Source organism: Streptomyces cavernicola, assembly GCF_029968035.1.
In the GTDB taxonomy this organism is placed as follows: domain Bacteria; phylum Actinomycetota; class Actinomycetes; order Streptomycetales; family Streptomycetaceae; genus Streptomyces; species Streptomyces cavernicola.
This window is the reverse complement of sequence record NZ_JASCIQ010000023.1, coordinates 106964-128084: the sequence shown is the minus strand read 5'-3', so window position 1 is coordinate 128084 and position 21121 is coordinate 106964. Positions and strand designations below refer to the sequence as shown.

17 protein-coding genes and 1 pseudogene are annotated in these 21121 nt (G+C 72.8%); 13 read left to right on the top strand and 5 right to left on the bottom strand.

Annotation, left to right across the window (positions count from 1 at the left end; translation table 11 throughout):
- Window positions 1-201 precede the first annotated feature (201 nt).
- From QIS96_RS22200 to QIS96_RS22155, 10 genes are all read left to right on the top strand, one after another.
- Complete coding sequence (locus tag QIS96_RS22200; RefSeq protein WP_282544437.1) at window positions 202-1461, top strand: ATP-grasp domain-containing protein; 1260 nt, start codon at window positions 202-204, stop codon at window positions 1459-1461.
- On the top strand, window positions 1458-2336 hold the full coding sequence (locus tag QIS96_RS22195; RefSeq protein WP_282544436.1) for a Rossmann-like domain-containing protein: 879 nt from the start codon (window positions 1458-1460) through the stop codon (window positions 2334-2336). Before QIS96_RS22200 ends, QIS96_RS22195 begins: the two co-directional genes overlap by 4 nt.
- Window positions 2333-3577 (top strand): PLP-dependent cysteine synthase family protein, encoded by a 1245-nt coding sequence (locus tag QIS96_RS22190; RefSeq protein WP_282544435.1) that lies wholly within the window; start codon window positions 2333-2335, stop codon window positions 3575-3577. The genes QIS96_RS22195 and QIS96_RS22190 overlap by 4 nt, the downstream gene beginning before the upstream one ends.
- Window positions 3574-4632, top strand: a complete 1059-nt coding sequence (locus QIS96_RS22185) for a dipeptide epimerase (protein WP_282544434.1) — start codon at window positions 3574-3576, stop codon at window positions 4630-4632. Before QIS96_RS22190 ends, QIS96_RS22185 begins: the two co-directional genes overlap by 4 nt.
- Window positions 4629-5888, top strand: coding sequence for an MFS transporter (locus QIS96_RS22180; RefSeq protein ID WP_282544433.1), 1260 nt, complete (start codon window positions 4629-4631; stop codon window positions 5886-5888). Before QIS96_RS22185 ends, QIS96_RS22180 begins: the two co-directional genes overlap by 4 nt.
- Window positions 5885-6691, top strand: a complete 807-nt coding sequence (locus tag QIS96_RS22175) for a class I SAM-dependent DNA methyltransferase (protein WP_282544432.1) — start codon at window positions 5885-5887, stop codon at window positions 6689-6691. Before QIS96_RS22180 ends, QIS96_RS22175 begins: the two co-directional genes overlap by 4 nt.
- Window positions 6692-6738: 47 nt before the next feature.
- The gene (locus QIS96_RS22170; RefSeq protein WP_282544431.1) at window positions 6739-8370 is read left to right on the top strand and encodes an ABC transporter substrate-binding protein; all 1632 of its coding nucleotides are present in this window, start codon (window positions 6739-6741) and stop codon (window positions 8368-8370) included.
- 80 nt (window positions 8371-8450) lie between these two features.
- Window positions 8451-9383 (top strand): ABC transporter permease, encoded by a 933-nt coding sequence (locus QIS96_RS22165; protein ID WP_282544450.1) that lies wholly within the window; start codon window positions 8451-8453, stop codon window positions 9381-9383.
- 11 nt (window positions 9384-9394) lie between these two features.
- A complete protein-coding gene (locus tag QIS96_RS22160) occupies window positions 9395-10195 on the top strand; it encodes an ABC transporter permease (protein ID WP_282544449.1) in 801 nt (266 codons plus the stop codon).
- Between the two features lie 56 nt (window positions 10196-10251).
- Window positions 10252-11820, top strand: coding sequence for an ABC transporter ATP-binding protein (locus tag QIS96_RS22155; protein ID WP_282544448.1), 1569 nt, complete (start codon window positions 10252-10254; stop codon window positions 11818-11820).
- A 25-nt stretch (window positions 11821-11845) separates the two neighbouring features.
- Here QIS96_RS22155 and QIS96_RS22150 read toward each other — a convergent pair whose 3' ends face one another.
- The 5 genes and pseudogenes from QIS96_RS22150 to QIS96_RS22130 form a co-directional block, all read right to left on the bottom strand.
- Entirely contained in the window at window positions 11846-12682 is an 837-nt protein-coding gene (locus QIS96_RS22150; protein ID WP_282544430.1) for a class I SAM-dependent methyltransferase, read from the bottom strand.
- 217 nt (window positions 12683-12899) lie between these two features.
- Entirely contained in the window at window positions 12900-13724 is an 825-nt protein-coding gene (locus QIS96_RS22145; protein ID WP_282544429.1) for an ABC transporter permease, read from the bottom strand.
- Window positions 13721-14738: pseudogene (locus QIS96_RS22140) on the bottom strand (ATP-binding cassette domain-containing protein). The gene QIS96_RS22145 and the pseudogene QIS96_RS22140 overlap by 4 nt, the downstream one beginning before the upstream one ends.
- A gap of 75 nt (window positions 14739-14813) precedes the next feature.
- The gene (locus QIS96_RS22135; RefSeq protein ID WP_282544428.1) at window positions 14814-15659 is read right to left on the bottom strand and encodes a DUF4097 family beta strand repeat-containing protein; all 846 of its coding nucleotides are present in this window, start codon (window positions 15657-15659) and stop codon (window positions 14814-14816) included.
- Window positions 15660-15781: 122 nt separating this feature from the next.
- Window positions 15782-16348 (bottom strand): hypothetical protein, encoded by a 567-nt coding sequence (locus tag QIS96_RS22130; RefSeq protein ID WP_282544427.1) that lies wholly within the window; start codon window positions 16346-16348, stop codon window positions 15782-15784.
- 744 nt (window positions 16349-17092) lie between these two features.
- Here QIS96_RS22130 and QIS96_RS22125 point away from each other — a divergent pair.
- The 3 genes from QIS96_RS22125 to QIS96_RS22115 all read left to right on the top strand — a co-directional run bounded on the left by QIS96_RS22125 (window position 17093) and on the right by QIS96_RS22115 (window position 20987).
- Window positions 17093-18505: a family 2B encapsulin nanocompartment shell protein gene (locus QIS96_RS22125; RefSeq protein WP_282544426.1), complete on the top strand. Its 1413-nt coding sequence runs from the start codon at window positions 17093-17095 to the stop codon at window positions 18503-18505.
- Between the two features lie 101 nt (window positions 18506-18606).
- The gene (locus tag QIS96_RS22120; protein ID WP_282544425.1) at window positions 18607-20070 is read left to right on the top strand and encodes a family 2 encapsulin nanocompartment cargo protein terpene cyclase; all 1464 of its coding nucleotides are present in this window, start codon (window positions 18607-18609) and stop codon (window positions 20068-20070) included.
- A 32-nt stretch (window positions 20071-20102) separates the two neighbouring features.
- Window positions 20103-20987: a geranyl diphosphate 2-C-methyltransferase gene (locus QIS96_RS22115; protein WP_282544424.1), complete on the top strand. Its 885-nt coding sequence runs from the start codon at window positions 20103-20105 to the stop codon at window positions 20985-20987.
- Window positions 20988-21121: the final 134 nt, after the last annotated feature.

Genomic DNA, 21121 nt, shown 5'->3' with positions numbered 1-21121 from the left:
CGGAAGTCAGGCAGGCAGAAGCCGGACAGCCGGAAGCCGGGCAGGCCGAGCCGGGCAGCCGGAAGCCGCGCAGCCGAGGCAGCATCAGATGACAATGAAAACGATTGTCGATAAGGTCCCTCTCGGTCAAGCCGACGGGCCGGTCTCAGGCCGTCGGCTCCAGGGCCTCCATGCTCAATCAAGCGGTGAAAAGGGGACGTTGTGGCACATCTGCTGATGGTCGAGAGCTGGGTGGGATCGATGAGCAGGCTGCTGCCACGGGCCGTCCGCGAGGCCGGGCACGAGTTCACGTTCCTCACGCGTGAGCTGCACCACTACCTGCGCTCGGCCCCCGAGGGCGTCGCGCACCCGCTGCTCGGCGCGCGGCACGTGCTGACCGCCGAGACCAACGACGTGGACGCGCTGCTGCCGTTCGTGGAGCGGACGCACGGGGCCCTCGGCTTCGACGGGGTGATCACCTCCTGCGACTACTACCTGCCGACCGTCGCCCGGATCGCCGACCGGCTCGGCCTTCCCGGTCCCACCGCCGAGGCCGTGCAGAGCGCCTGCCGCAAGGACGTGACGCGCCACGTCCTGGCCGGGGCCGGGGTGCCGGGGCCGCGGTTCGCGGTGTGCACGGGCCTGGCCGCGGCCCAGGAGGCGGCCCGTGACCTGGGCTTTCCGCTGGTGCTCAAGCCTGTGGACCTGTGTGCGGGGATGTTCGTGCGGCGGGTCGACGACGAGGCGGAGCTCGCCCGCGCGCACCGTGCGCTCACCGAGTTCCCGGTCAACGCCCGGGGCCAGCGCCGCGATCCCGTCGTACTCCTGGAGGAGCTGCTCGACGGTCCCGAGGTGAGTGTGGAGACCGTGTCGTACGGCGGGGCCGTGCAGGTCGTCGGGGTGACCGACAAGAGCGTGGGCGGCGCGCCAGCGTTCATCGAGACGGGCCACATGTTCCCTGCGGCGCTTGCGGGTTCGGACGCGGATGCCGCCGCGCGGACCGCCCGCGACGCCGTCCTCGCGCTGGGTCTGGACGAGGTGGTGGCGCACACCGAGATCAAGTTGACCGCCGCGGGGCCGCGCGTCGTCGAGGTCAACCCGCGGCCCGCGGGCAACCGCATCACCGAGCTCGTCCGGCACGTCACCGGGGTCGATCTCGCCGCCGCCGCGGTGGACGTCGCCCTCGGCCGCGCGCCCGACCTGGAGCACCGGGCGACGGGCCTGAGCAGCGCCGCGATCGGGTTCCTCGTCCCGGACGGCGCGGGGACGCTCGCGGAGGTCGCGGGGGCCGAGCAAGTCCGGTCCGCCGAGGGGCTGTTGGAGCTTCAGCTGGCCGAGCCGGGCAAGGCGGTGAAGGCCGCGGGCAGCAACAACGAGTACCTCGGCCACGTCATGGCCGGCGACACCGACGGGCCCGGCGCGCGTAAGCGGGTCGAGGAACTGCTCGCCGCGCTCTGCCCGAAGGTGGTGGCCGCCCGATGAGCGCGGTCACGGGTGTGCAGGTCGCGGGCGTGCCGGTTGCGGGCGGTGAGGTCGTCGGCGTACGGACGACTGCCGCCTCGTACGACGCGCTCGTGGCGGGGGTGTTGCGTGGGGAGTTCGGGCCGGATCCGCGGGGTGAGCGGGTGTCGGTGGCGTTCACGACGCGGCAGGCCGTACGCCATGAGGGGCGCAGCGGCGGCTACCGCAACGAGGTGCTCAGCCTGCGCCTCGGCGAGGCCGTCGGCTCGTGCGCGGTCGAGCCGGGCGAGCTGTCCGACGGGGCGGTGGAGGAGTGCGTGGGCGCGGACGTGGCCCAACTCCTGGGCCACGCACGGCTTTCGGTGCGGGTCGCGGCCCTGGACGCGTATCTGCTGCGCGCCCTGCCGCACCGCCCCGAGCACGGCGCACGGCCCTTCGCACTCCCGGCCGGCGGCTCCCTGGAGAAGTCGCGGGCGCGGGCGCGGGCCGTGGTGGATCTGGTCGACGCCGCGCCGGGGGCGACCGTGCTCGTGGTGGGCGTCGTCAACTCGCTGCTCGAAGCGTTGCGGGCGCGCGGGTTCTCGTACGTCCCGTGTGACCTCAAGGGCGGTACGACCGAGTGGGGCGAGCCCGTGACGACGGACGCGGGGGCCGGGTTGGAGCGGTGTGACGCGGTGCTCGCCTCGGGGATGACGCTCGGCAACGGCAGTTTCGAGCCGTTGCGCGAGCATGCGCAGCGGCACGGCAAGCCGCTGGTGATGTTCGCGCAGACGGGGAGCGCGGTGCTGCCACGGCTGATCGGCGCCGGGGTGAGCGCGGTGTGCGCCGAGCCGTACCCGTTCTTCTGGCTGGACGGCGGGCCCGGTGTGATCCACCGCTACGGAGGTGTCCGATGACCGCCCTGACCACGGCGGGCCCGACCGCCCCGAGGCTTCAACACCCTTCTGGCAACCGGGAGTTGCTGCGTCTGCTCGGGGGTACGCCGCTGGCTCGGGTGGGCGTCGACCTGCCCTGTCCGCAGCCGGGTTTCTGGGCGAAGCTGGAGGGCCTCGGGGCGGGCGGCATGAAGGCGCGGGCGGCCGTGTCGATGCTGCTCGGCGCGCGTGAGCGCGGTGAGCTGCGGCCCGGCGCGCCGGTGGTGGAGTCCACCTCGGGGACGCTGGGCGTCGGCCTGGCCTTCGCCGGTCAGGCGCTCGGCCATCCGATCGTCCTGGTGGGCGATGCCGAACTGGAGCCGTCCATGCGGCAGTTGCTGCGGGCCCACGGCGCGCGCCTGGAGATCGTCGACCGCCCGGCGGCGAAGGGCGGCTGGCAGGCGGCGCGGCTGGCGAGGCTGCGGGAGCTGCTTGCGGTGCTGCCGGGCGCGTACTGGCCGGACCAGTACAACAACCCCGACAACACGGCGGGTTACGCCTCGCTCGCGGCCGAACTCGCCGCGCAACTCGACCACTTGGACGTGCTGGTGTGCAGCGTCGGCACGGGTGGGCACAGTGCGGGCGTGATCGGTCCGCTGCGCCGGCACTGGCCGGACCTGCGGCTCATCGGCGTGGACGCCACCGGTTCGACGATCTTCGGGCAGCCCGCACGGCCCCGTCTGATGCGGGGCCTCGGCAGCTCCATCCACCCGCGCAACGTCGCCTACGAAGCGTTCGACGAGGTCCACTGGGTGGGTCCCGCCGAGGCCGCCGACGCCTGCCGCCGCCTGGCCTCCGGGGCGTTCGTCAGCGGCGGCTGGAGCACCGGGGCCGCGGCCCTCGTCGCCGCCTGGGCGGCCCGCGTGCACCCCGGCGCGGTGGTCGCCACGGTCTTCCCCGACGGCCCGCACCGCTACCTGAACAGCGTGTACGACGACGACTTCGCCGCCGCGCACGGCATCGACCGCGCCACCGCGGCCGTACGGCCCGTCGAGATCCCGTACGCGCGCGCCGTGGAGGCGACCGGCTGGGTGCGGTGCCGGACCGTCGCCGATCCGCTCGCCGAAACGACGCCCCGACCCCCTTCCGGTTCGCCCGCCGAACCGACGGCCCAGCCCTCCTCCGGTCCGCTCGCCGCCCGTATCGAAACCGTCGGCGTCCCTGTCGAAACCGTCGGCGCTCAGGCGTCCGGCCCCGTCCCTCCCGTGGAAGACCAGCTGTGAAGTCACACCTGCGCACCGTGCGCCTCCACCTCACCGAACCTCTGCGAATATCACGCTCCACCATGGCCGCCCGCGACGCGGTGTGGCTGACCGTCGAGCATGACGGGCAGCGCGGCCACGGCGAGGCCGTCAGCAGCGTGTACTACGGCCTGGACGCGGCGACCCTTGAGCGTCAACTGCACGACCAGGCGCGGTGGTTGAGCGGCTTCGCCGGTCCGGAGAGCGCCCTCGAAGCGCTGCGGGACGGGCCCGAGTGCGGCCGCCCCGGTGTGCCGCCGAGCGTGACCGCCGCGGTGGAGTCCGCGCTGCTCGACCTGGTCGGCAAGCGTGCCGGCGTCCCCGTCCACCGGCTCATCGGTGCAGCCTCCGGCCGGCCCCGCGCCGCGACCGCCCGCACCATCGGCATCACCGCCCCGGAGAGCGCCGCGGCCCAGGCCGCCGAGCTGGCCCGCGCCGGGTTCTCCGTCCTCAAGCTGAAGGCCGGCGCCCCGGACCCGGCGGACGACCTGGAGCGGGTACGCGCCGTGCGCGCCGCGGCGCCCGAGGCACGGCTGCTCCTCGACCCCAACGGCGCCTGGTCCTTCCACACCGCCTGCCAACTCCTGCCGCAGTACGCCGAGTTGGGCGTGGAGGCGGTCGAGCAGCCACTGCCGCCCGGCACTCCGGAAGACCTCGCCCGGCTCGCCGAGGGCTCGCCGCTGCCGGTGATCGCGGACGAGGACGCCGTCGACGTCGAGGACGCCCGACGCCTGGCGGGGCGTGTGCATGGCGTGAACGTGAAGCTCGCCAAGTGCGGCGGGGTGGGCGCCGCGCTGCGGATCGCCGGGCTCGTCGAGGGCACGGGCACCGCGCTGATGGTGGGCTGTCTGACGGCCAGCACGCTCGGCATCGCACCGGCCGTGCACCTCGTCGACCGGGCCCGTTGGGTCGACCTGGACGGGCATCTGCTGCTCGCCGACGACCCGTGGACGGGCATCGGCGGCGCGGACGGCACCGTAACCGCCCCTGACAGCACGGGACTTGGGGTCGTCGAGCGGCCGGGGGTGCGGTCGTGAACGCGTTGCGCGAGATGCGCGGCTTTCCGCTCGCCATCCGTCTGCTCCTGGTCAACCAGCTCGGCGTCAACACCGGCTTCTACCTCCTCGTCCCCTATCTCGCCCTGCACCTGAGCGACGACCTCGGGCTCTCCGCGGCGGTCGTCGGGATCGTGCTCGGGGTGCGCAACCTCAGCCAGCAGGGCCTGTTCCTGATCGGCGGTTCAGCCGCTGACCGGCTCGGCGCACGCGGCGTGATCATCGCCGGGTGTGCGCTGCGCACCGTCGGCTTCGGCCTGTTCGCGCTCGGCGACGGACTCGCCGTACTGCTCGCCGCCTCTGTGCTCAGCGGGCTCGCCGGGGCGCTGTTCAACCCGGCCGTACGCGCCTATCTGGCCCTGGCGGCGGGCGAGCGGAAGGCGGAGGCGTTCGCCCTGTTCAACGTGTTCGCGACGACGGGCGCGCTGATCGGACCGCTGCTCGGCAGCGCGCTGCTGCTCGTGGACTTCCGCACCTCCGCGCTCACCGCCGCCGGGATCTTCGCCGTCCTCACCGTCGCGCAGGCCCTCGTCCTGCCCGCCCGCGAGGTCGCCGCCAGCGGGAACAGCGTCGTCGCGGACTGGCGGGAGGTCGTGGGCAACCGGCGCTTCGTGGCGTTCGCGCTCGCCATGGTCGGGCTGTTCACCATGGAGAACCAGCTGTATCTGCTGCTCCCGGACGGCGCGCGGCGTGCCACCGGCTGGGACGGGGCCGCCGGGATCGTCTTCCTCGTCGGCACCCTCACCAACCTGTGGCTGCAGCTGCGCCTCACCCGCAGGCTCAAGTCCCGTGGCAGCAGGGCGCGTTGGATCAGCCTCGGGCTCGCCCTGATGGGCCTGTCGTTCGTGCCGCCGATGGCGGTGACGCTGTACGAGGGCGCGCCCGGCGGGGTGGCGGAGGCCGCGCTGCGCGCGCTGCCCGTGCTCGCCGGGGCGCTGCTGCTCTACCTCGGGGTGATGATCGCCTCGCCGTTCGTGATGGAGCTGATCCCGGGCTTCGGCCGCCCCGAACTCACCGGCACGTACTTCGGCCTGTTCTACGTGGTCTCGGGCATCGCGGCCGCCGTCGGCAACGCACTCGTCGGCTGGGCCATGGACACCGGCGCGCGCACCGGCCTCGCCCTGCTGCCCTGGGCGTGCTGCCTGGCCTTCGGCCTCGTCTCGGCCGGCGCGGTGGCCTGGCTGCACCGGCGCGAGGCCCTCCCCTCCCCCACGCGGACCGTGACGGTGGCGGCATGAGCGAGCCCCTGTCGCAGCCCGCGACCGCGAACCTCCTGACCGACAACCCCGAGCTGTACGAGGCCCGCTTCCCCGACCCCGAGCGGCTCGCCGGGCGCTGGGCCGAGGACTGTCTGCGCCGGTACGGGGCGGGCCCCCGCGTCCTCGACCTGGGCTGCGGCACCGGCCGCGACGCCGCGCACCTGCACCGCGCGGGCCGTACGGTCACCGGCGCGGACCTCTCCGACGCGATGCTCGCGTACGCCCGCGCCCAGCACCCCGGACCGGAGTACGTCCGGGCCGACCTGCGCCAATTCGCTTTGCCTGGGCGGGAGTTCGACGCCGTGGTGTGTCTGGACAGCGCGCTGCTCTACTGCCACACCAACGCCGAGCTCGACGGCTGCCTCGCCTCGGTGCGCCGCAGCCTCGCGCCCGGCGGGCTCCTGGTCGCGGAGATGCGCAACGGCGCGTTCTTCCTCGGCCGCACGGAGCTCCTGGACGCGCCGCGCGTCAACGGATTCACCTGGCGGGGCGTCGCGTACGAGTCCACCACCACCCTGTACGTCGACCGCACCGCGCAACTCCTGCGCCGCACCCGGGTGTGGACCGCCGATGACGGGTCCGAGCCGGCCGAGCAGCGGTCCGCCTGGCGGCTCCTTTTCCCCCTGGAGCTGCGGCACATGGTGGCGAGCCACGGCTTCGAGGTGCTCGCCCTGTACGACGGCCCGGGTCCGCGTACGGAACCGGAGTGGCGCGAGGGCGATGCGCCGGGCGCCGTCACGGACGCCGACCGGCTGCACCTCGTCGCCCGCCGCCTCAACTGACCTGATCCGCCCGCTGGTTCGAGCCTCACCACGACAAGGACACCGCCATGAACCCCACGCACGACACGCACGACACGCACAACGCGTACGACAGGCACGACACGCCCCACCCGCGCTTCCCGGGCCTGCGCCGCCGGGGCTTTCTCGCCGCGTCCGGGGCCGCCGGGTTCGGCGCGCTCGCCCTCTCCGGCTGCGGCGCGTCCGGTCCCGCCGCCGCGCCGGGCGGCAAGGGCGACGGCAAGCCGAAGCGCGGCGGCCGGCTGCGCGCCGCGTTCGCGGGCGGCGGGGCGAGCGAGACCCTCGACCCGCACCTGAGCAACCTGTTCGCCGACGTCGCCCGCGCCAAGGCCCTCTTCGACAAGCTCGCCGACTACGGCGCCGACCTGTCCGCCGAGCCCCGCCTGGCCTCCGGCTGGGAGTCCAACGGCGGCCTCGACCGCTGGCAGGTCAGCCTCCGCAAGGCCGAGTTCCACGACGGCAAGCCGGTCACCGCGAAGGACGTGCTCTACAGCTTCCGCCGCATCGCCGACCCGAAGAAGGCGTTCCGCGCCAAGGCCTCCCTGGAGCCCATCGACCTCAAGGCGAGCCGGGCCGTGGACGAGCGGACCGTCGAGTTCGTGCTCAAGCGCCCGACGGCCGAATTCCCCAACATCCTGGCCGCGTTCGGCGCGTACATCGTCCCGGAGGGCGCGGAGGAGTTCGACGCGAAGCCGGTCGGCAGCGGCCCGTTCCGCTTCGTCTCCTTCGCACCCGGCAAGTACGCCGTGTTCCAGCGGAACACGGCGTACTGGGACGGCGCGCCGCACCTCGACGAGCTGGAGATCGTCATCGCCAACGAGGAGTCCGCGCGCGTCAACGCCCTGCTCGGCGGGCAGGTCGAGTACGCGCACGAGCTGAACCCCACGACCGGCCGCGCGCACGAGGGCAAGGGACAGATCGAGATCGTCCGGCTGCGCAACAGCGCCATGCAGTCGTTCGCGATGAAGACCGACCGCAAGCCCTTCGACGACAAGCGGGTCCGCGAGGCGTTCTTCCTGATCGCCGACCGCAAGGAGCTGGTCGACGGTGCGCTCGCGGGCGCGGGCGAGATCGGCAACGACCTGTTCGGCAAGGGGTACGAGTACTACGCGGACGGCCTGCCGCAGCGCGAGCAGGACCTCGACCGGGCCAAGTCCCTGCTGAAGAAGGCAGGCGCGGAGGACCTCAGGGTCACGCTCGACACCTCGCCGGTCGCCGCCGGGTTCACCGAGGCCGCCTCGATCTTCCGCGACCAGGCCGCCAAGGCGGGCGTCGAGGTCAAGGTGAGGACCGGCAGCAAGGACAGCTACTGGCAGGACATCCTCGACGGCGGTACCCTCTGCTCGTACCGCTCGGGCGCGATGCCCATCGAGGCACACATCTCGCAGCGGCTGCTCACCGACTCCACCACCAACGCCACCCACTGGCAGCACAAGGACTTCGACGCGCTCTACCAACAGGCGCAGTCCACGAAGGACAAGAAGGCGCGCGCCGGCGTCTACCAGCGGATGCAGCGCCGCCTGCACGCCGAAGGCGGCTTCCTGGTCTGGGGGTTCGCGGACTGGATCCTCGGCACGGCCCCCGGCGTCCGGGGCATCGAGACGGACGCGCCCGCCAACTCCCTCGACTGGGCCCGGTTCGACAAGGTGTGGCTCGCGTGAGAGCCGCGGAGGGTGTGCGCGCGGCACATGTGGCTCGCGCACGTACGGCGCGGGGCGGCCCCGGCGGGCTGCGCCACTGGCTGGCCCGGCGGCTGCTGCTCGGTGCCGCGCAGACGGCGGCCGTCGTGCTGCTCGTCTTCGCGCTCACCGAGGCGCTGCCGGGCGACGCCGCCGTCGCCCTGGCCGGGGACCAGCCGGACCCGGCGCGGATCGCCGCGATCCGCGAGTCGATGGGCCTCGACCGGCCTGCCGTGGAACGCCTCGCGGACTGGGCGACCGGCCTGTTCCGGGGCGACTTCGGCACCTCCCTCGCCTCGGGCCGCCCGGTGAGCACGTACATCGGCGACGGTTTCGGGCCGACGCTGCTGCTCGCCGCGCTGACCGTCGCGCTGCTCGTCCCGCTCGGCGTGGGCCTCGGCGTGCTCGCCGCCCGTCATGAGGGCAAGTGGCCGGACCGGCTCGTGAGTTCGGCGACGCTCGGCCTGTACGCCGTGCCGGAGTTCGCCTGCGGAGTCCTTCTCATCACCGTGTTCGCGATCCGGCTCGGCTGGCTGCCGCCGACCGCCGTCGGCTACGGCACGGATCTGCTCGCGCATCCGGCGGCCCTGGTCCTGCCGGTGCTCGTACTGCTCTCCCGGCCGGTGTGCACCCTGGCCCGGCTCGTACGGGCCGGCATGATCGACGCGCTCGCCTCGCCCTATGTGGCCCAGGCACGGCGCTACGGCATCCCGGGCGGGCGCGTCCGCTACGCGCACGCCCTGCCGAGCGCCGTCACCCCCGCCACGCAGCAACTCGCACGCACCGTCGACTGGTTGCTGTCCGGTGTCATCGTCGTGGAGGCGCTCTTCGTGATCCCCGGACTCGGGACCGTGCTCATCAACGCCGTCGCCGAACGCGACCTTCCTGTGGTGCAGGGCCTCGCGGTCGTGTTCGGCGTGCTCACCGTGGTGCTCAACATCGGTGCGGACCTGGTCGCCCGCCGCTTCGCCCCGCGCGGGGAGGTGGCGGCGTGAAGTCCCTCTCCATGAAAGGCAGTTCGAGGTTCGCGGCGGGGGCTCTGATCGTCGGCGTGCCGCTCCTGCTCGCCCTGCTCGGGCCGCTGTTCGCGGGCGAGCCGGGGCCACGCGCCGCCTCTTTCACGGCGGGCGGCGGGCACTGGCTGGGCACCGACTTCGTCGGCCGCGACGTGTGGCGGCAGGTGCTGCTCGGCGGTCGCTCGGTGGTCCTGGTCGCGCTCGCGGCGACGGTGTCGGCGTACCTGGTGGCGCTGCCCATGGGCCTTGCGTCCGCGCTCACCCACCGCACCTGGCTGGAGGAGCTGCTCATGCGGCCGCTGGACGTGCTGCTCGCGGTGCCGTCGCTGCTCCTCATCCTGCTCGTCGCGGCCGTGTTCACTCCGGGCGCCGTGGGGCTCGCCCTCCTGGTGGCGCTCGTCAACATCCCGGACGCGGCCCGGATCGTCCGCGCCACCGCGGCGGAGGCCGCCGCGCGCCCGGCGGTGGAGGCGCTGCGCATGCAGGGCGAGTCGTGGTGGCGTACGGCGGTCGGGTACGTCGGCCGCTCGGCCGCCCGCACCCTCGCCGCCGACGCGGGCGTCCGCTTCACCGGCGTGCTGTACCTGGTGGCGACGGCCGCGTTCCTCGGCGTGGGCGTCGAACCGGACGCGTCCGACTGGGCGGTGATGGTCGACCGCAACCGCACCGGCCTGTTCGTGCAGCCCTGGGCCGTCGTCGTACCGGCGCTGCTGATCGTCGCGCTGACCATGGGCGGCAACCTGCTCGTGGACTCCGCCCTTGAGCACAGGAAGAAGAGGCGTCTCACATGAACGCGGGCCACATGAACGCGGGCCACATGTCCGCGGATCACATGTACGCGGGCCACATGAAAGCGGAGACTTCGCAGCCGGCCGACGGCCTGCGGTGCGTCGCCGAGATCGAGGGCCTGCGGGTGGAGGTGGGCGGCCGGGCCATCGTCGACGGCGTGGACCTGCGGGTCCGGCCGGGTACGGTCACCGCCCTGGTCGGCGCTTCCGGCAGCGGCAAGACGACGACCGGGCTCGCGCTGCTCGGCGAGTACCCGCCCGGCGCCCGCGTGACCGGCCGGGTCCGCGCGCCGGAAGGGCTCGTCGGGTACGTCCCGCAGCATCCGGGCGCGGTCCTCAACCCCGTACGCAGGGTCGGCGCGCTGCTGTGGGACATCGCGCGCACACAGCTGCGGCGCCTGCCCCGGTCCGAGCGCCGCGAGGCCGCCCGCGAACGCGTCCTACGCGCCCTGACCGCAGCCCAACTACCAGAGCCTGACGAGGTGTTGAGGCGTTACCCGCATCAGCTGTCGGGCGGCCAGCAGCAGCGCGTCGTCCTGGCGCAGGCACTGCTGCTCGGCGCCCGCGTGGTGGTCGCCGACGAGCCGACGACCGGGCAGGACGCCGTCACGAAACGGCACGTCGTGGAGCGTCTCGCGGCGCTCCGCCGGTCCGGCATCGCCGTCGTCCTGCTCAGCCACGACCTGGACGTGGTGCGCGCCCTCGCCGATGAGGTGCTCGTCCTGCGCGCGGGCAAGGTCGTCGAGTCGGGCCCGGCCGACCGCCTGTGGACGGCGCCCCGCCACCCCTGGACGGCGGAACTCCTCGCGGCGGACGGCGCGGCGGAGCCTGCCGCAGCGGGTGGCCCGGAGGGTCAAGTGGCCCTCAGCGCAGGCCCGTTCACGGCACGACACGGCCGTAGGGCAGTCCTGCGCGCGCCCGCCCTGACGTTGCGCGCGGGCGAGTCGCTCGCCGTGGTCGGCCGCTCGGGCAGCGGCAAGACCACCCTGGCCCGCTGCCTGGCCGGCCTGCACCGGGACCACGACGGCACGCTCCTCCTCGACGGCGCGCCCCTGCCCCGCAGCGTGCGCGCCCGCAGCCGCGAGCAACTGGCCGCCGTGCAGTACGTGTTCCAGGACGCCCGCGCCGCCTTCGACGAGCACCGGCCGGTCCTGGGCCAGGTGGCCCGTACGGCGGTGCGGCTGCGCGGGCTCGCCCCGGACGCGGCGGCGGCGGAGGCTGAGGCCGGCCTCGCGGGCCTGGGTTTGCCGGCGGACCTCGTACGGCGCCGGCCCGGCGCGCTGTCCGGCGGGGAGCTGCAACGGGCCGCGCTCGCACGGGCGTTGCTGGCCCGGCCGCGGGTGCTCATCTGCGACGAGATCACCTCCGGGCTCGACACGGTGACGCGGCGTGGCATCCTCGACGCGCTCGTCGGGCTGCAGCGCGAGCGGGCCGAGCTGTGCCTCGTCCTGATCACTCACGACCTGGACACGGCGGCGCTGACCTCACGCATCGCCGTACTCGACGGCGGTGAGACGGTCGAGGAGGGCCCGACTCGACGCGTCCTCGACGAGCCTCGACACCCGTTCACCGCCGCCCTGTTGGGGAAGGAGACCGCCTCGGTCGGCACCACGCCGCACGCCCGGTGACAGGGCTGACGCGCGGTACCAGGGCTCACGCCTTTCGGGCCGTGACCAGGAGGTACTCCCAGTCCATGCCGTCCGTGCCCCCGTCCTCCAGACAGCGCTGGGCGAGGGCGTCAAGAGCGCCGTCCAGGGCTCGTACGCGGTCGGGGTCGTCGGCGATGTTCCGGTAGATCGCGATGGTCGGACCGTAGTTGTTCTTGAAGAACTCCCGGCAGTCCGCGGGCTCCTGGAAGAGGCCGATGTGCACGGTGCGGGTCTGCGCGTCCAGGTCGGTGACGCGGTCGCCGAAGAGTTCCCGTACGTGGTCGAGGGTGCCCCACAGCGGCGGGGGCTGCGCGCCGGGCGGAGGGGTGGGGGCGTACGGCTTCATCGTCTTGAACAGCTCACCGATGGCGCCGGTCGGGGTCCAGCTGATCAGCCCGACGGTCCCGCCGGGCCGGAGGACGCGGAGGGCTTCGTCGGCGGCGGCCTGGTGATGCGGCGCGAACATGATCCCGACGCAGGACATGACGGTGTCGAAGTCCTCGTCGGGGAACGGCAGCGCCTCCGCGTCGCCCTCCCGCCACTCCACGGCGACGCCCTCCTCGGCGGCGCGCTCGCGCCCCGCGTCGAACAGCTCGGGCGTGAGGTCGAGGGCGACGACCTCGGCGCCGGTCGCTGCGGCCGGGATCGCGGCGTTGCCGGAGCCCGCGGCGACGTCCAGGACGCGCCTCCCGACCCGCACTCCGCAGGCCTCGACGAGGACGGGTCCGAGGGACGGGATGAGCTGCGAGGCCACGGCCGGGTAGTTGCCGAGGGCCCACATCTTGCGGTGCTTGGCCTTGAGGGCGCGGTCGGTTTCGACGGCGTCGGTCGATGGGGTCATGGCGGCTCTCCTCCCAGGCCGTGTCCGTGGCGTCCCGACTTGCCTGGCGGGACCGCGCGGCTCTTGGCTCCGTGGCTCCCATTCTCCTCCCGCTCCTCCTCCCGCGCCGACCCGGTGACCTGCCGAAACGCCCGGCAGGGCGGCGTACGACCGACGGGTGTCGGGGGTACGCCGCCCTGGGGCTGGGTGAGTTGGGGTGCTGCCGTAGCCGGTTGCGCTACTTCGGGTCGCGCTGGAACCGGGCCGTGGACCAGACGTAGCCGAGGGCGGCGAGCCCGATGCTCCAGGCGACCGCGAGCCAGCCGTTGCCGCCGATCTCGGTGCCGAGGAGCAGTCCGCGCAGGGTCTCGATGGCCGGGGTGAACGGCTGGTACTCGGCGATCGGCTGGAACCAGCCGGGCATCGTGTCGATCGGGATGAACGCGCTGGACAGCATCGGCAGCAGGATCATCGGCAGCGCGTTGTTGCCGGCGGCCTCGGCGTTCGGGCTGATCAGACCCATGCCGACGGCGATCCAGGTGAGCGCTGTGGCGAACAGGACGAGCAGGCCGAGCGCGGCCAGCCACTCCAGGGCGGTGGCGTCGGTCGACCGGAAGCCCATGGCGACGCCGACGGCCCCGACGAGGAGCACGCTCATGACCGCCTGCAGCACGCTGCCGACGACATGGCCGACGAGCACCGAGCCGCGGTGGATCGCCATGGTGCGGAAGCGGGCGATGATCCCCTCGGTCATGTCGTTGGACACGGACACCGCGGTCCCGACCACGGTGCCGCCGATGGTCATCAGGAGAATCCCCGGGACGATGTACGCGACGTACTCGGCGCGGTCCGCCCCGCCGCCCCCGATGCCCGCGCTCATCACGTCGCCGAAGAGGTAGACGAAGAGCAGCAGGAGCATGATCGGCGTGAGCAGCAGGTTCAGGGTGAGCGACGGGTAGCGCCGGGCGTGCAGCAGGTTGCGGCGCAGCATGGTCACGGAGTCGCGCACGGCGAACGACTTGCTCGTACCGGTCGTGGGGCGCGCGGCGGCAAGGGTGCTCATCGGACGGCCTCCTCGGCCTTGGCGGGGGCGGGGACGCGGGTGTCGCCGCCGGTCAGGGCGAAGAACACGTCGTCGAGGTCGGGGGTGTGCACGGTCAGCTCGTCCGCCTCGATCCGGGCGGCGTCGAGCCGGTCGAGCAGGTTGCGCAGCTCGCGCTGGCTGCCGTCGCTGGGGATCTGCAGGGACAGCGTCTCGTCGTGCCGGCCGGCGTCGCTCAGGGCCGCGGCGGCGTCGCGGTACGCGGCCGGGTCGGCGAAGCGGAGCCGGACGTGCCCGCCGGGGACGATCCGCTTGAGCTCCTCGGCGCTGCCCTCCGCGGCGATTCTGCCGCCGCTGAGCACGGCGATGCGGTCGGCGAGCTCGTCGGCCTCCTCCAGGTACTGGGTGGTGAGGAGGACGGTGACGCCGTCGGCGACGGCCGCGGATGATGCCCCACATGTTGTGCCGGGAGCGCGGGTCGAGCCCGGTCGTCGGCTCGTCGAGGAAGATGATCCGCGGGTTCCCGACGAGCGTCATGGCGATGTCGAGTCGCCGCTTCATGCCGCCGGAGTACGTGGAGGCGGGCTTCTTCGCGGCCTCCACCAGGTCGAAGCGGTCCAGGAGTTCGGCGGTCACGCGTCTGCCCTCGCGGCGCGGCAGGTGGTGCAGGTCCGCCATGAGGAGCATGTTCTCCTCGCCGGTGATCAGGTTGTCGACGGCGGAGAACTGCCCGGTGACGCCGATCGCGGCGCGCACCGCCTGCGGCTCGACGGCCAGGTCGTGGCCGCCGACGCGGAGCGGTCCCGAGCCGGGGTCGGCGGAGATGAGGGTGGAGAGGATCTTCACCGCGGTGGTCTTGCCCGCGCCGTTGGGGCCGAGCAGGGCGAAGACCGATCCGGCCGGGATGCGCAGGTCGATCCCGTCGAGGACGAGCTTCTCGCCGTACGACTTGCGCAGCGCGATGGCGGAGACGGCGGGCGGCGGCCCGTCGTCGTCGCCTGGTGACCTGGTCGCGGGCATGGCTGAGGTGGGCATGAGGTCTCCCGTTGGTGTTCTCGAAGACGTGCGGGGGCTGTGGACGGGGCAGTGCCGGGCGGGCGGGTCGCGGTGTCAGGAGGCCTTGGCGCGGAGGACGTCGATGTTGCCGTGCCGGGTGCGGGCGCGGACCGTGACGGTCTCCTCGTCGCCGTCGGGGGCGCCGGACTCGGCAAGCATGTTGCGCACCTGTCCGGAGCCGGAGCCGGCGTCGAGCCAGGCGGCGGTGCCCTTGCGGATGCCGACCTCGATGGCGCCGTGCGCGGTCTCCAACTCGACGGTGCCGCGGGCCACTTCGGCGACGCGCAGGGTGCCGTGGGCGGTGGTGGCGGTGACGGAGGCCTCGGCGCGCGTGATGTCGATGTCGCCGTTGGCGCCGCTCACGGTGAGGTCGCCGGTGGCCGCGCCGACGGCCGTGGTGCCGTGCGAGTTCTTCAGGACGGCCGGGCCGTCAACGAGGCCGACGCGCATGCTGCCGGAGCTGGTGCTGATCTCGGCCGGGCCCTCGACCCGGTCCACGGTGATGGAGCCGTGCGAAGCGGTCAGGTGCAGCGGGCCGGTCGCATCGAGGCGGACGTCGCCGGCCGCGGTCTTCACGCGGACGTCCCCGAGCCGGCCCTCGCCGAGTACCTGGGCCCAGGCGCCGGTCATGTCGACGCGCGATCCCGTGGGGAGTTCGACGCTCACGTCGACGGTGCCGGTCCGGCCGAACATGTTGCCCTTCGGCGTCTTCACGGTGAGGGTGCCGCCGGTGTATGTGACCTGGGTCTGGTCGGCGGCGCGGACGTCGAGGTCCTTCTTCGGGTCGCGCGGCAGCACCTCCACGACGGTGTCGGCGCGGTCGCCCGCCGTGAACCGGATGGACCCGGCGGCGACGTAGGCGGTGACGGAGATGGGTGCGGGAGTGTCGAAAGCAGACATGGCTGTGCCGTCCTCTTGAGTCGTCGGAGCGTCCCTGCAGGTGGGACGTGATGGGTGTGCGTGCGTGGGTGGTGCGTGTACGTGTGCGTGTCGGTGGAGCTGTTGTGCGGGGGCGGGTGCGGCTAGCGGACCCAGCCCTCGTGGCGCTGCCCTGCGGGGCGGGTCGGGTCCGTCGTACGCGGCCGGGGCTGGTGCTTCCCGTCCGCGCCGTCCACGCCTGCCGGGCCGACTGCGGCCGAAACCGCCCGTACCAGCCAGGAGTTGACGGAGAGCCCCGCACGGCCCGCGGCTTCTTCGACCCGCCCCTTGAGGCGGGCCGGCAGCCGCAGGTTGATGCGCGCGGTGCCCCCTTCGTCCCCGTCGGCCGTGACGGCTGTGACGGCTGTGACGGCTGTGACGGCCGGAACCGCGAGCGGCTCGGGAGCCGGCACGCCGGACTCGTCGCCGTACGGCAGCGCCACCACGAATTCGGGGTCGAGTCCGCGCAGTCGTACGTCCACCGAGCCGGGGGCGAGTTCACGGGTGATCTCGTCCGTGGCGGCGGTCAGCGCGTCGAGCAGGGTCAGCCGGGCGGCCGACTCCAGCTGTGCGCTCAGCCGCTCGGCGAGCTCCCGAGCACCGCTCCCGCCGGCTTCGGCGGCCACCGCGAGCTCGCGGCGGAAGGTGTCGACGTACGGGGTGAGGTTCATGACGTCACTATGGCATCACTCTGGCACCACACGCAAGCCTTCATGGCACCGAGCTTGACATCCTCACCCGTCAAAGGGGCTTGAGCTGCAGGAATGCGCAGAAATCAGTTCGCGCCGCGGTGACATCAGCGGCGGGAACGCGTCCGCCCGAGAGGACCCAGGCGCCAGAATGCACCACGTGGCACCACATGACGCCACGCGGCGCCACGTGACGTCACTTTCGACATCACGCACAAGGAATCGCGCCCACATCCCCGCCTGAAGCCCGGACGGCGCACGGAAGTTGAGCCCTTCCGCGGCCGGCCCGCTCGCCACATCACCCACCCCCGCGTCAATCCGGGCGAAGCGCACTCGTGGCTGAAATTGACGGCCCCGGCCGGCCCCGCGGGCGCCGATCCCCGGTGCCCCAGCCGTGTGCGCGGCGGCAGGACGCGGCACGTGGCCCATCGCCCTCGGCGCACAACCGCGCGCCCCCGCGTCGAACCCGACTGAATATCGCCGGTACCTGCGCAAACACCCGGCGACCATGATCATCGGATCGAGTTAACCCCTCGGCTCGCCATGGCCCGGCGGGCGGATCGAGCACTAGCGTTCCCACCGATCTCGACACCCCCTCTCGTACTCGCACCCCCCTCCCCCTCTGCTCCCCTTCTCTGCTCCCCCTCTGCTTCTTCGTCTCGCCTCCGTCTCGCCCCGGGCGCTCGCCTGCGCCCAACTCTGTTCTGAACAAGGAGAGTTCGTCCGATGACTGTCGAATCCAGCTCGGAAACGCGCGTTGAGCCACCTCGGCAAAGCAGCCTGGGTACGGCGGCTGCCCGCAACCTCGCCACCACGACGAAGTCCGCGCCGCAGATGCAGGAGATCACCTCCCGCTGGCTGCTGCGGATGCTCCCCTGGGTGGAGACCAAGGGCGGCGCCTACCGCGTGAACCGCCGCCTCAGCTACACCGTCGGCGACGGACGGGTGGAGTTCGTCCAGGACGGCTCCGACGTCCGGGTCATCCCCCGCGAGCTCGGCGAACTGGGGCTGCTCCGCGGCTTCGACGACGTGGACGTGCTGACGGCCATCGCCGACCGGTGCGTGCAGCGCGACTTCGGCAGCGGCGAGACCCTGGTCGTCCGCGGCGCCCCCGCCGACCAGCTGCACCTGATCGCGCACGGCCGCGTCAGCCAGACCTCCGAGGGCAGTTACGGCGACGAGGTCGCCCTCGACGTACTCGCCGACGGCGACCGGTTCGGCGAGCACGCGCTGCTCGACGACGACGCCCGGTGGGAGCACACCGCGATCGCCGAGACCTCCGGCACGCTCCTCACCCTGTCCCGCGCCGACTTCGCCGCCGTACTGTCCTCCGCGCCCCAACTCCAGGCGCACATCGACGAGTTCAGGTCCCGTTCCGACCGGGCGCAGAACCACCGCGGCGAGGCGGAGATCGCCATGTCCGCCGGCCACGTCGGCGAGCACGAACTGCCCGGCGCGTTCGTCGACTACGAGCTGAAGCCGCGCGAGTACGAGCTCTCGGTGGCCCAGACGATCCTGCGCGTCCACACCAGGGTGGCCGACCTCTACAACCACCCGATGAACCAGACGGAGGAGCAACTCCGGCTCACCGTCGAGGCGTTGCGGGAGCGCCAGGAGCACGAGCTGGTCAACAACCGGGAGTTCGGCCTCCTCCACAACGCCGACTTCAAGCAGCGCTTCCAGACCCACTCCGGTCCGCCCACCCCGGACGACCTGGACGAGCTGCTCAGCCGCCGCCGGGGCTCCAAGTTCTTCCTCGCGCACCCCAGGACGATCGCGGCGATCGGGCGCGGCTTCAACGCGCGCGGGCTCTACCCGGACCACGTCGACCTCGGCGGCCAGTCGGTCCCGGCCTGGCGGGGCGTGCCGATCCTGCCGTGCAACAAGATCCCGATCACCAAGGAGCGGACCAGCTCCATCCTCTGCATGCGTACCGGCGAGGACAACCAGGGCGTCATCGGCCTGCACCAGACCGGTCTCCCGGACGAGTTCGAGCCGGGTCTGTCGGTCCGGTTCATGGGCATCAACGAGCAGGCCATCACGTCCTACCTCGTCAGCACGTACTACTCCGCCGCGATCCTCGTGCCGGACGCGGTCGGCGTCCTGGAGAACGTGCAGATCGGCCACTGGCCCAGGTAACGGACCGGGCCCTGGAGGCGCAGTGCCGCGGTCGGCCCTTCCGGACCGGCCGCGCCTGCCCCCCCCCAGGGCCCGCCGCCCAATTCACCAAGGAGCTACGGATGCCTGCGCCTGAGCCGACACCTCCCTCGTCGAGCGTGCCAGCCGCCGCGTCGAACTTCGGGGCGCAACTGCTCACCGACGCGGCGGTCCGCGTCCACGACGTCAGGGCCGTCGCCGGCCGTCCCCCTCATGTGCCTTCGCTGCCCGCCCAACTGAGAGCGGCTCCCGGGGCTCACGCCCACCCTGAGACGCCAGCGCCGCCCGCGCCCGTGCCGGACGTGTCGCCCGCGGATGCGGCACCCGCCGTACCGACCGCCGCACCGGTGGACGCCGTACCGACCACTGCGGTGGTGCCCGACGCGTCGCCCGCTGCGGTGCCTGACGTATCGCCCGTCGATGCGGCCGCGTCGCTCGCGGCGGCCGCGGCCGGCACCGGTCTCGCGCAGCTGTTGCGCGGGCCGAACGGCCTGGGCACGGAGGGCCTGCGCCTGACCCCGCGGGTCCTGCCGCCCGCGGTGCCGGAACCCGCGGTGCGGCCCGCGGAGGGCAGGCCCGTGCCGGGGCTCTACTTCCACCCGGTGCCCGAGCCCGATCCGGCTCGGGTCGAGGAGGTCAGCAGCCGCATCAAGTCCTGGGCCATGGACGAGGTCTCGCTCTATCCGGACGACTGGGAGGAGGAGTTCGACGGCTTCTCCGTGGGCCGCTACATGGTGGCCTGCCACCCGGACGCGCCCACCGTCGACCACCTCATGCTCGCCACCCGCCTGATGGTGGCGGAGAACGCGGTGGACGACTGCTACTGCGAGGACCACGGCGGCTCGCCCGAAGGCCTCGGCGAGCGTCTGCTGCTCGCGCACACCGCGCTCGACCCGCTGTACACGACGCAGGAGTACCAGCCGCAGTGGGCCGAGTCGCTGCACTCGGACGCGCCCCGGCGCGCGTACCGCTCCGCGATGGAGTACTTCGTACAGGCGAGCACCCCCTCCCAGGCGGACCGGTACCGGCACGACATGGCGCGGCTGCACCTCGGCTACCTCGCCGAGGCGGCCTGGGCGCAGGAGGACAAGGTCCCGGAGGTGTGGGAGTACCTGGCGATGCGCCAGTTCAACAACTTCCGCCCCTGCCCGACCATCACCGACACCGTGGGCGGCTACGAACTGCCGGCGGACCTGCACGCCCAGGCCGCGATGCAGAAGGTCATCGCGCTCGCCGGCAACGCGACGACCATCGTGAACGACCTGTACTCGTACACGAAGGAACTCCGCACGCCGGGGCTGCACTTGAACCTGCCCGTGGTGATCGCCGAGCGGGAGGGCCTGTCCGAGCAGGACGGCTATCTGAAGGCGGTCGAGGTCCACAACGAGCTCATGCACGCCTTCGAGACCGAGGCCGCGTCCCTGGCCGCGGCCTGCCCCGTGCCGAGCGTGCTGCGTTTCCTGCGGGGCGTGGCCGCGTGGGTCGACGGCAACCACTACTGGCACCAGACCAACACATACCGCTACAGCCTGCCCGACTTCTGGTAAGAGAACTTCCCGTAAAAGAAATGGATTCATCTGTGACCAGCACGGAACTCACCGCCACCGCCACCGCCAAGCCGCTCATCCCGGGCCCGGCGACGCCCTATCAGGGGGACATCGCCCGCTACTGGGACGGTGAGGCCCGGCCGGTGAACCTGCGTCTCGGCGATGTGGACGGGCTCTACCACCACCACTACGGCATCGGCGCCGTCGACCACGCAGCCCTCGGGGACGCCGAGGACAGCGAGAGCGAGAAGAAGCTGATCGCCGAGCTGCACCGGCTCGAGTCGGCGCAGGCCGAGCTCCTCCTCGGGCACCTCGGGGACATCGGCCGCGGCGACACCCTGGTGGACGCCGGCTGCGGTCGCGGCGGCTCGATGGTCATGGCGCACCAGCGGTTCGGCGCGAAGGTCGAGGGCGTCACGCTCTCCGCCAAGCAGGCCGACTTCGCCAACAACCGCGCCCGTGAGCTCGGCATCGACGACCACGTCCGCGCCCAGGTCTGCAACATGCTGGCCATGCCGTTCGAGACGGGCCGGGCCGCGGCCTCGTGGAACAACGAGTCGACGATGTACGTCGACCTGCACGACCTGTTCGCCGAGCACTCCCGCGTCCTGGAGGTCGGCGGCCGCTATGTGACCATCACGGGCTGCTGGAACCCGCGGTACGGCCAGCCCTCGAAGTGGGTCTCGCAGATCAACGCGCACTTCGAGTGCAACATCCACTCGCGCCGCGAGTACCTGCGCGCCATGGCCGACAACCGCCTGGTGCCGCAGGCCGTCATCGACCTCACGCCCGACACCCTCCCCTACTGGGAGCTGCGCGCCACGTCGTCGCTCGTCACGGGCATCGAGGAGGCGTTCATCAACTCGTACAAGGACGGGTCCTTCCAGTACGTGCTCATCGCCGCGGACCGCGTCTGATCCCGGCGGTAAGCCCTGAGGCGGGGCGTGTGCGAGCCGACTCGGCCGCACACGCCCCGCTGCGTGTGTTCGCCCTGTGCGCTCTCCGTGCGACGTGGCCGTCCGGGCCGGTACGGCGGGTCGGGGTCGGGGTT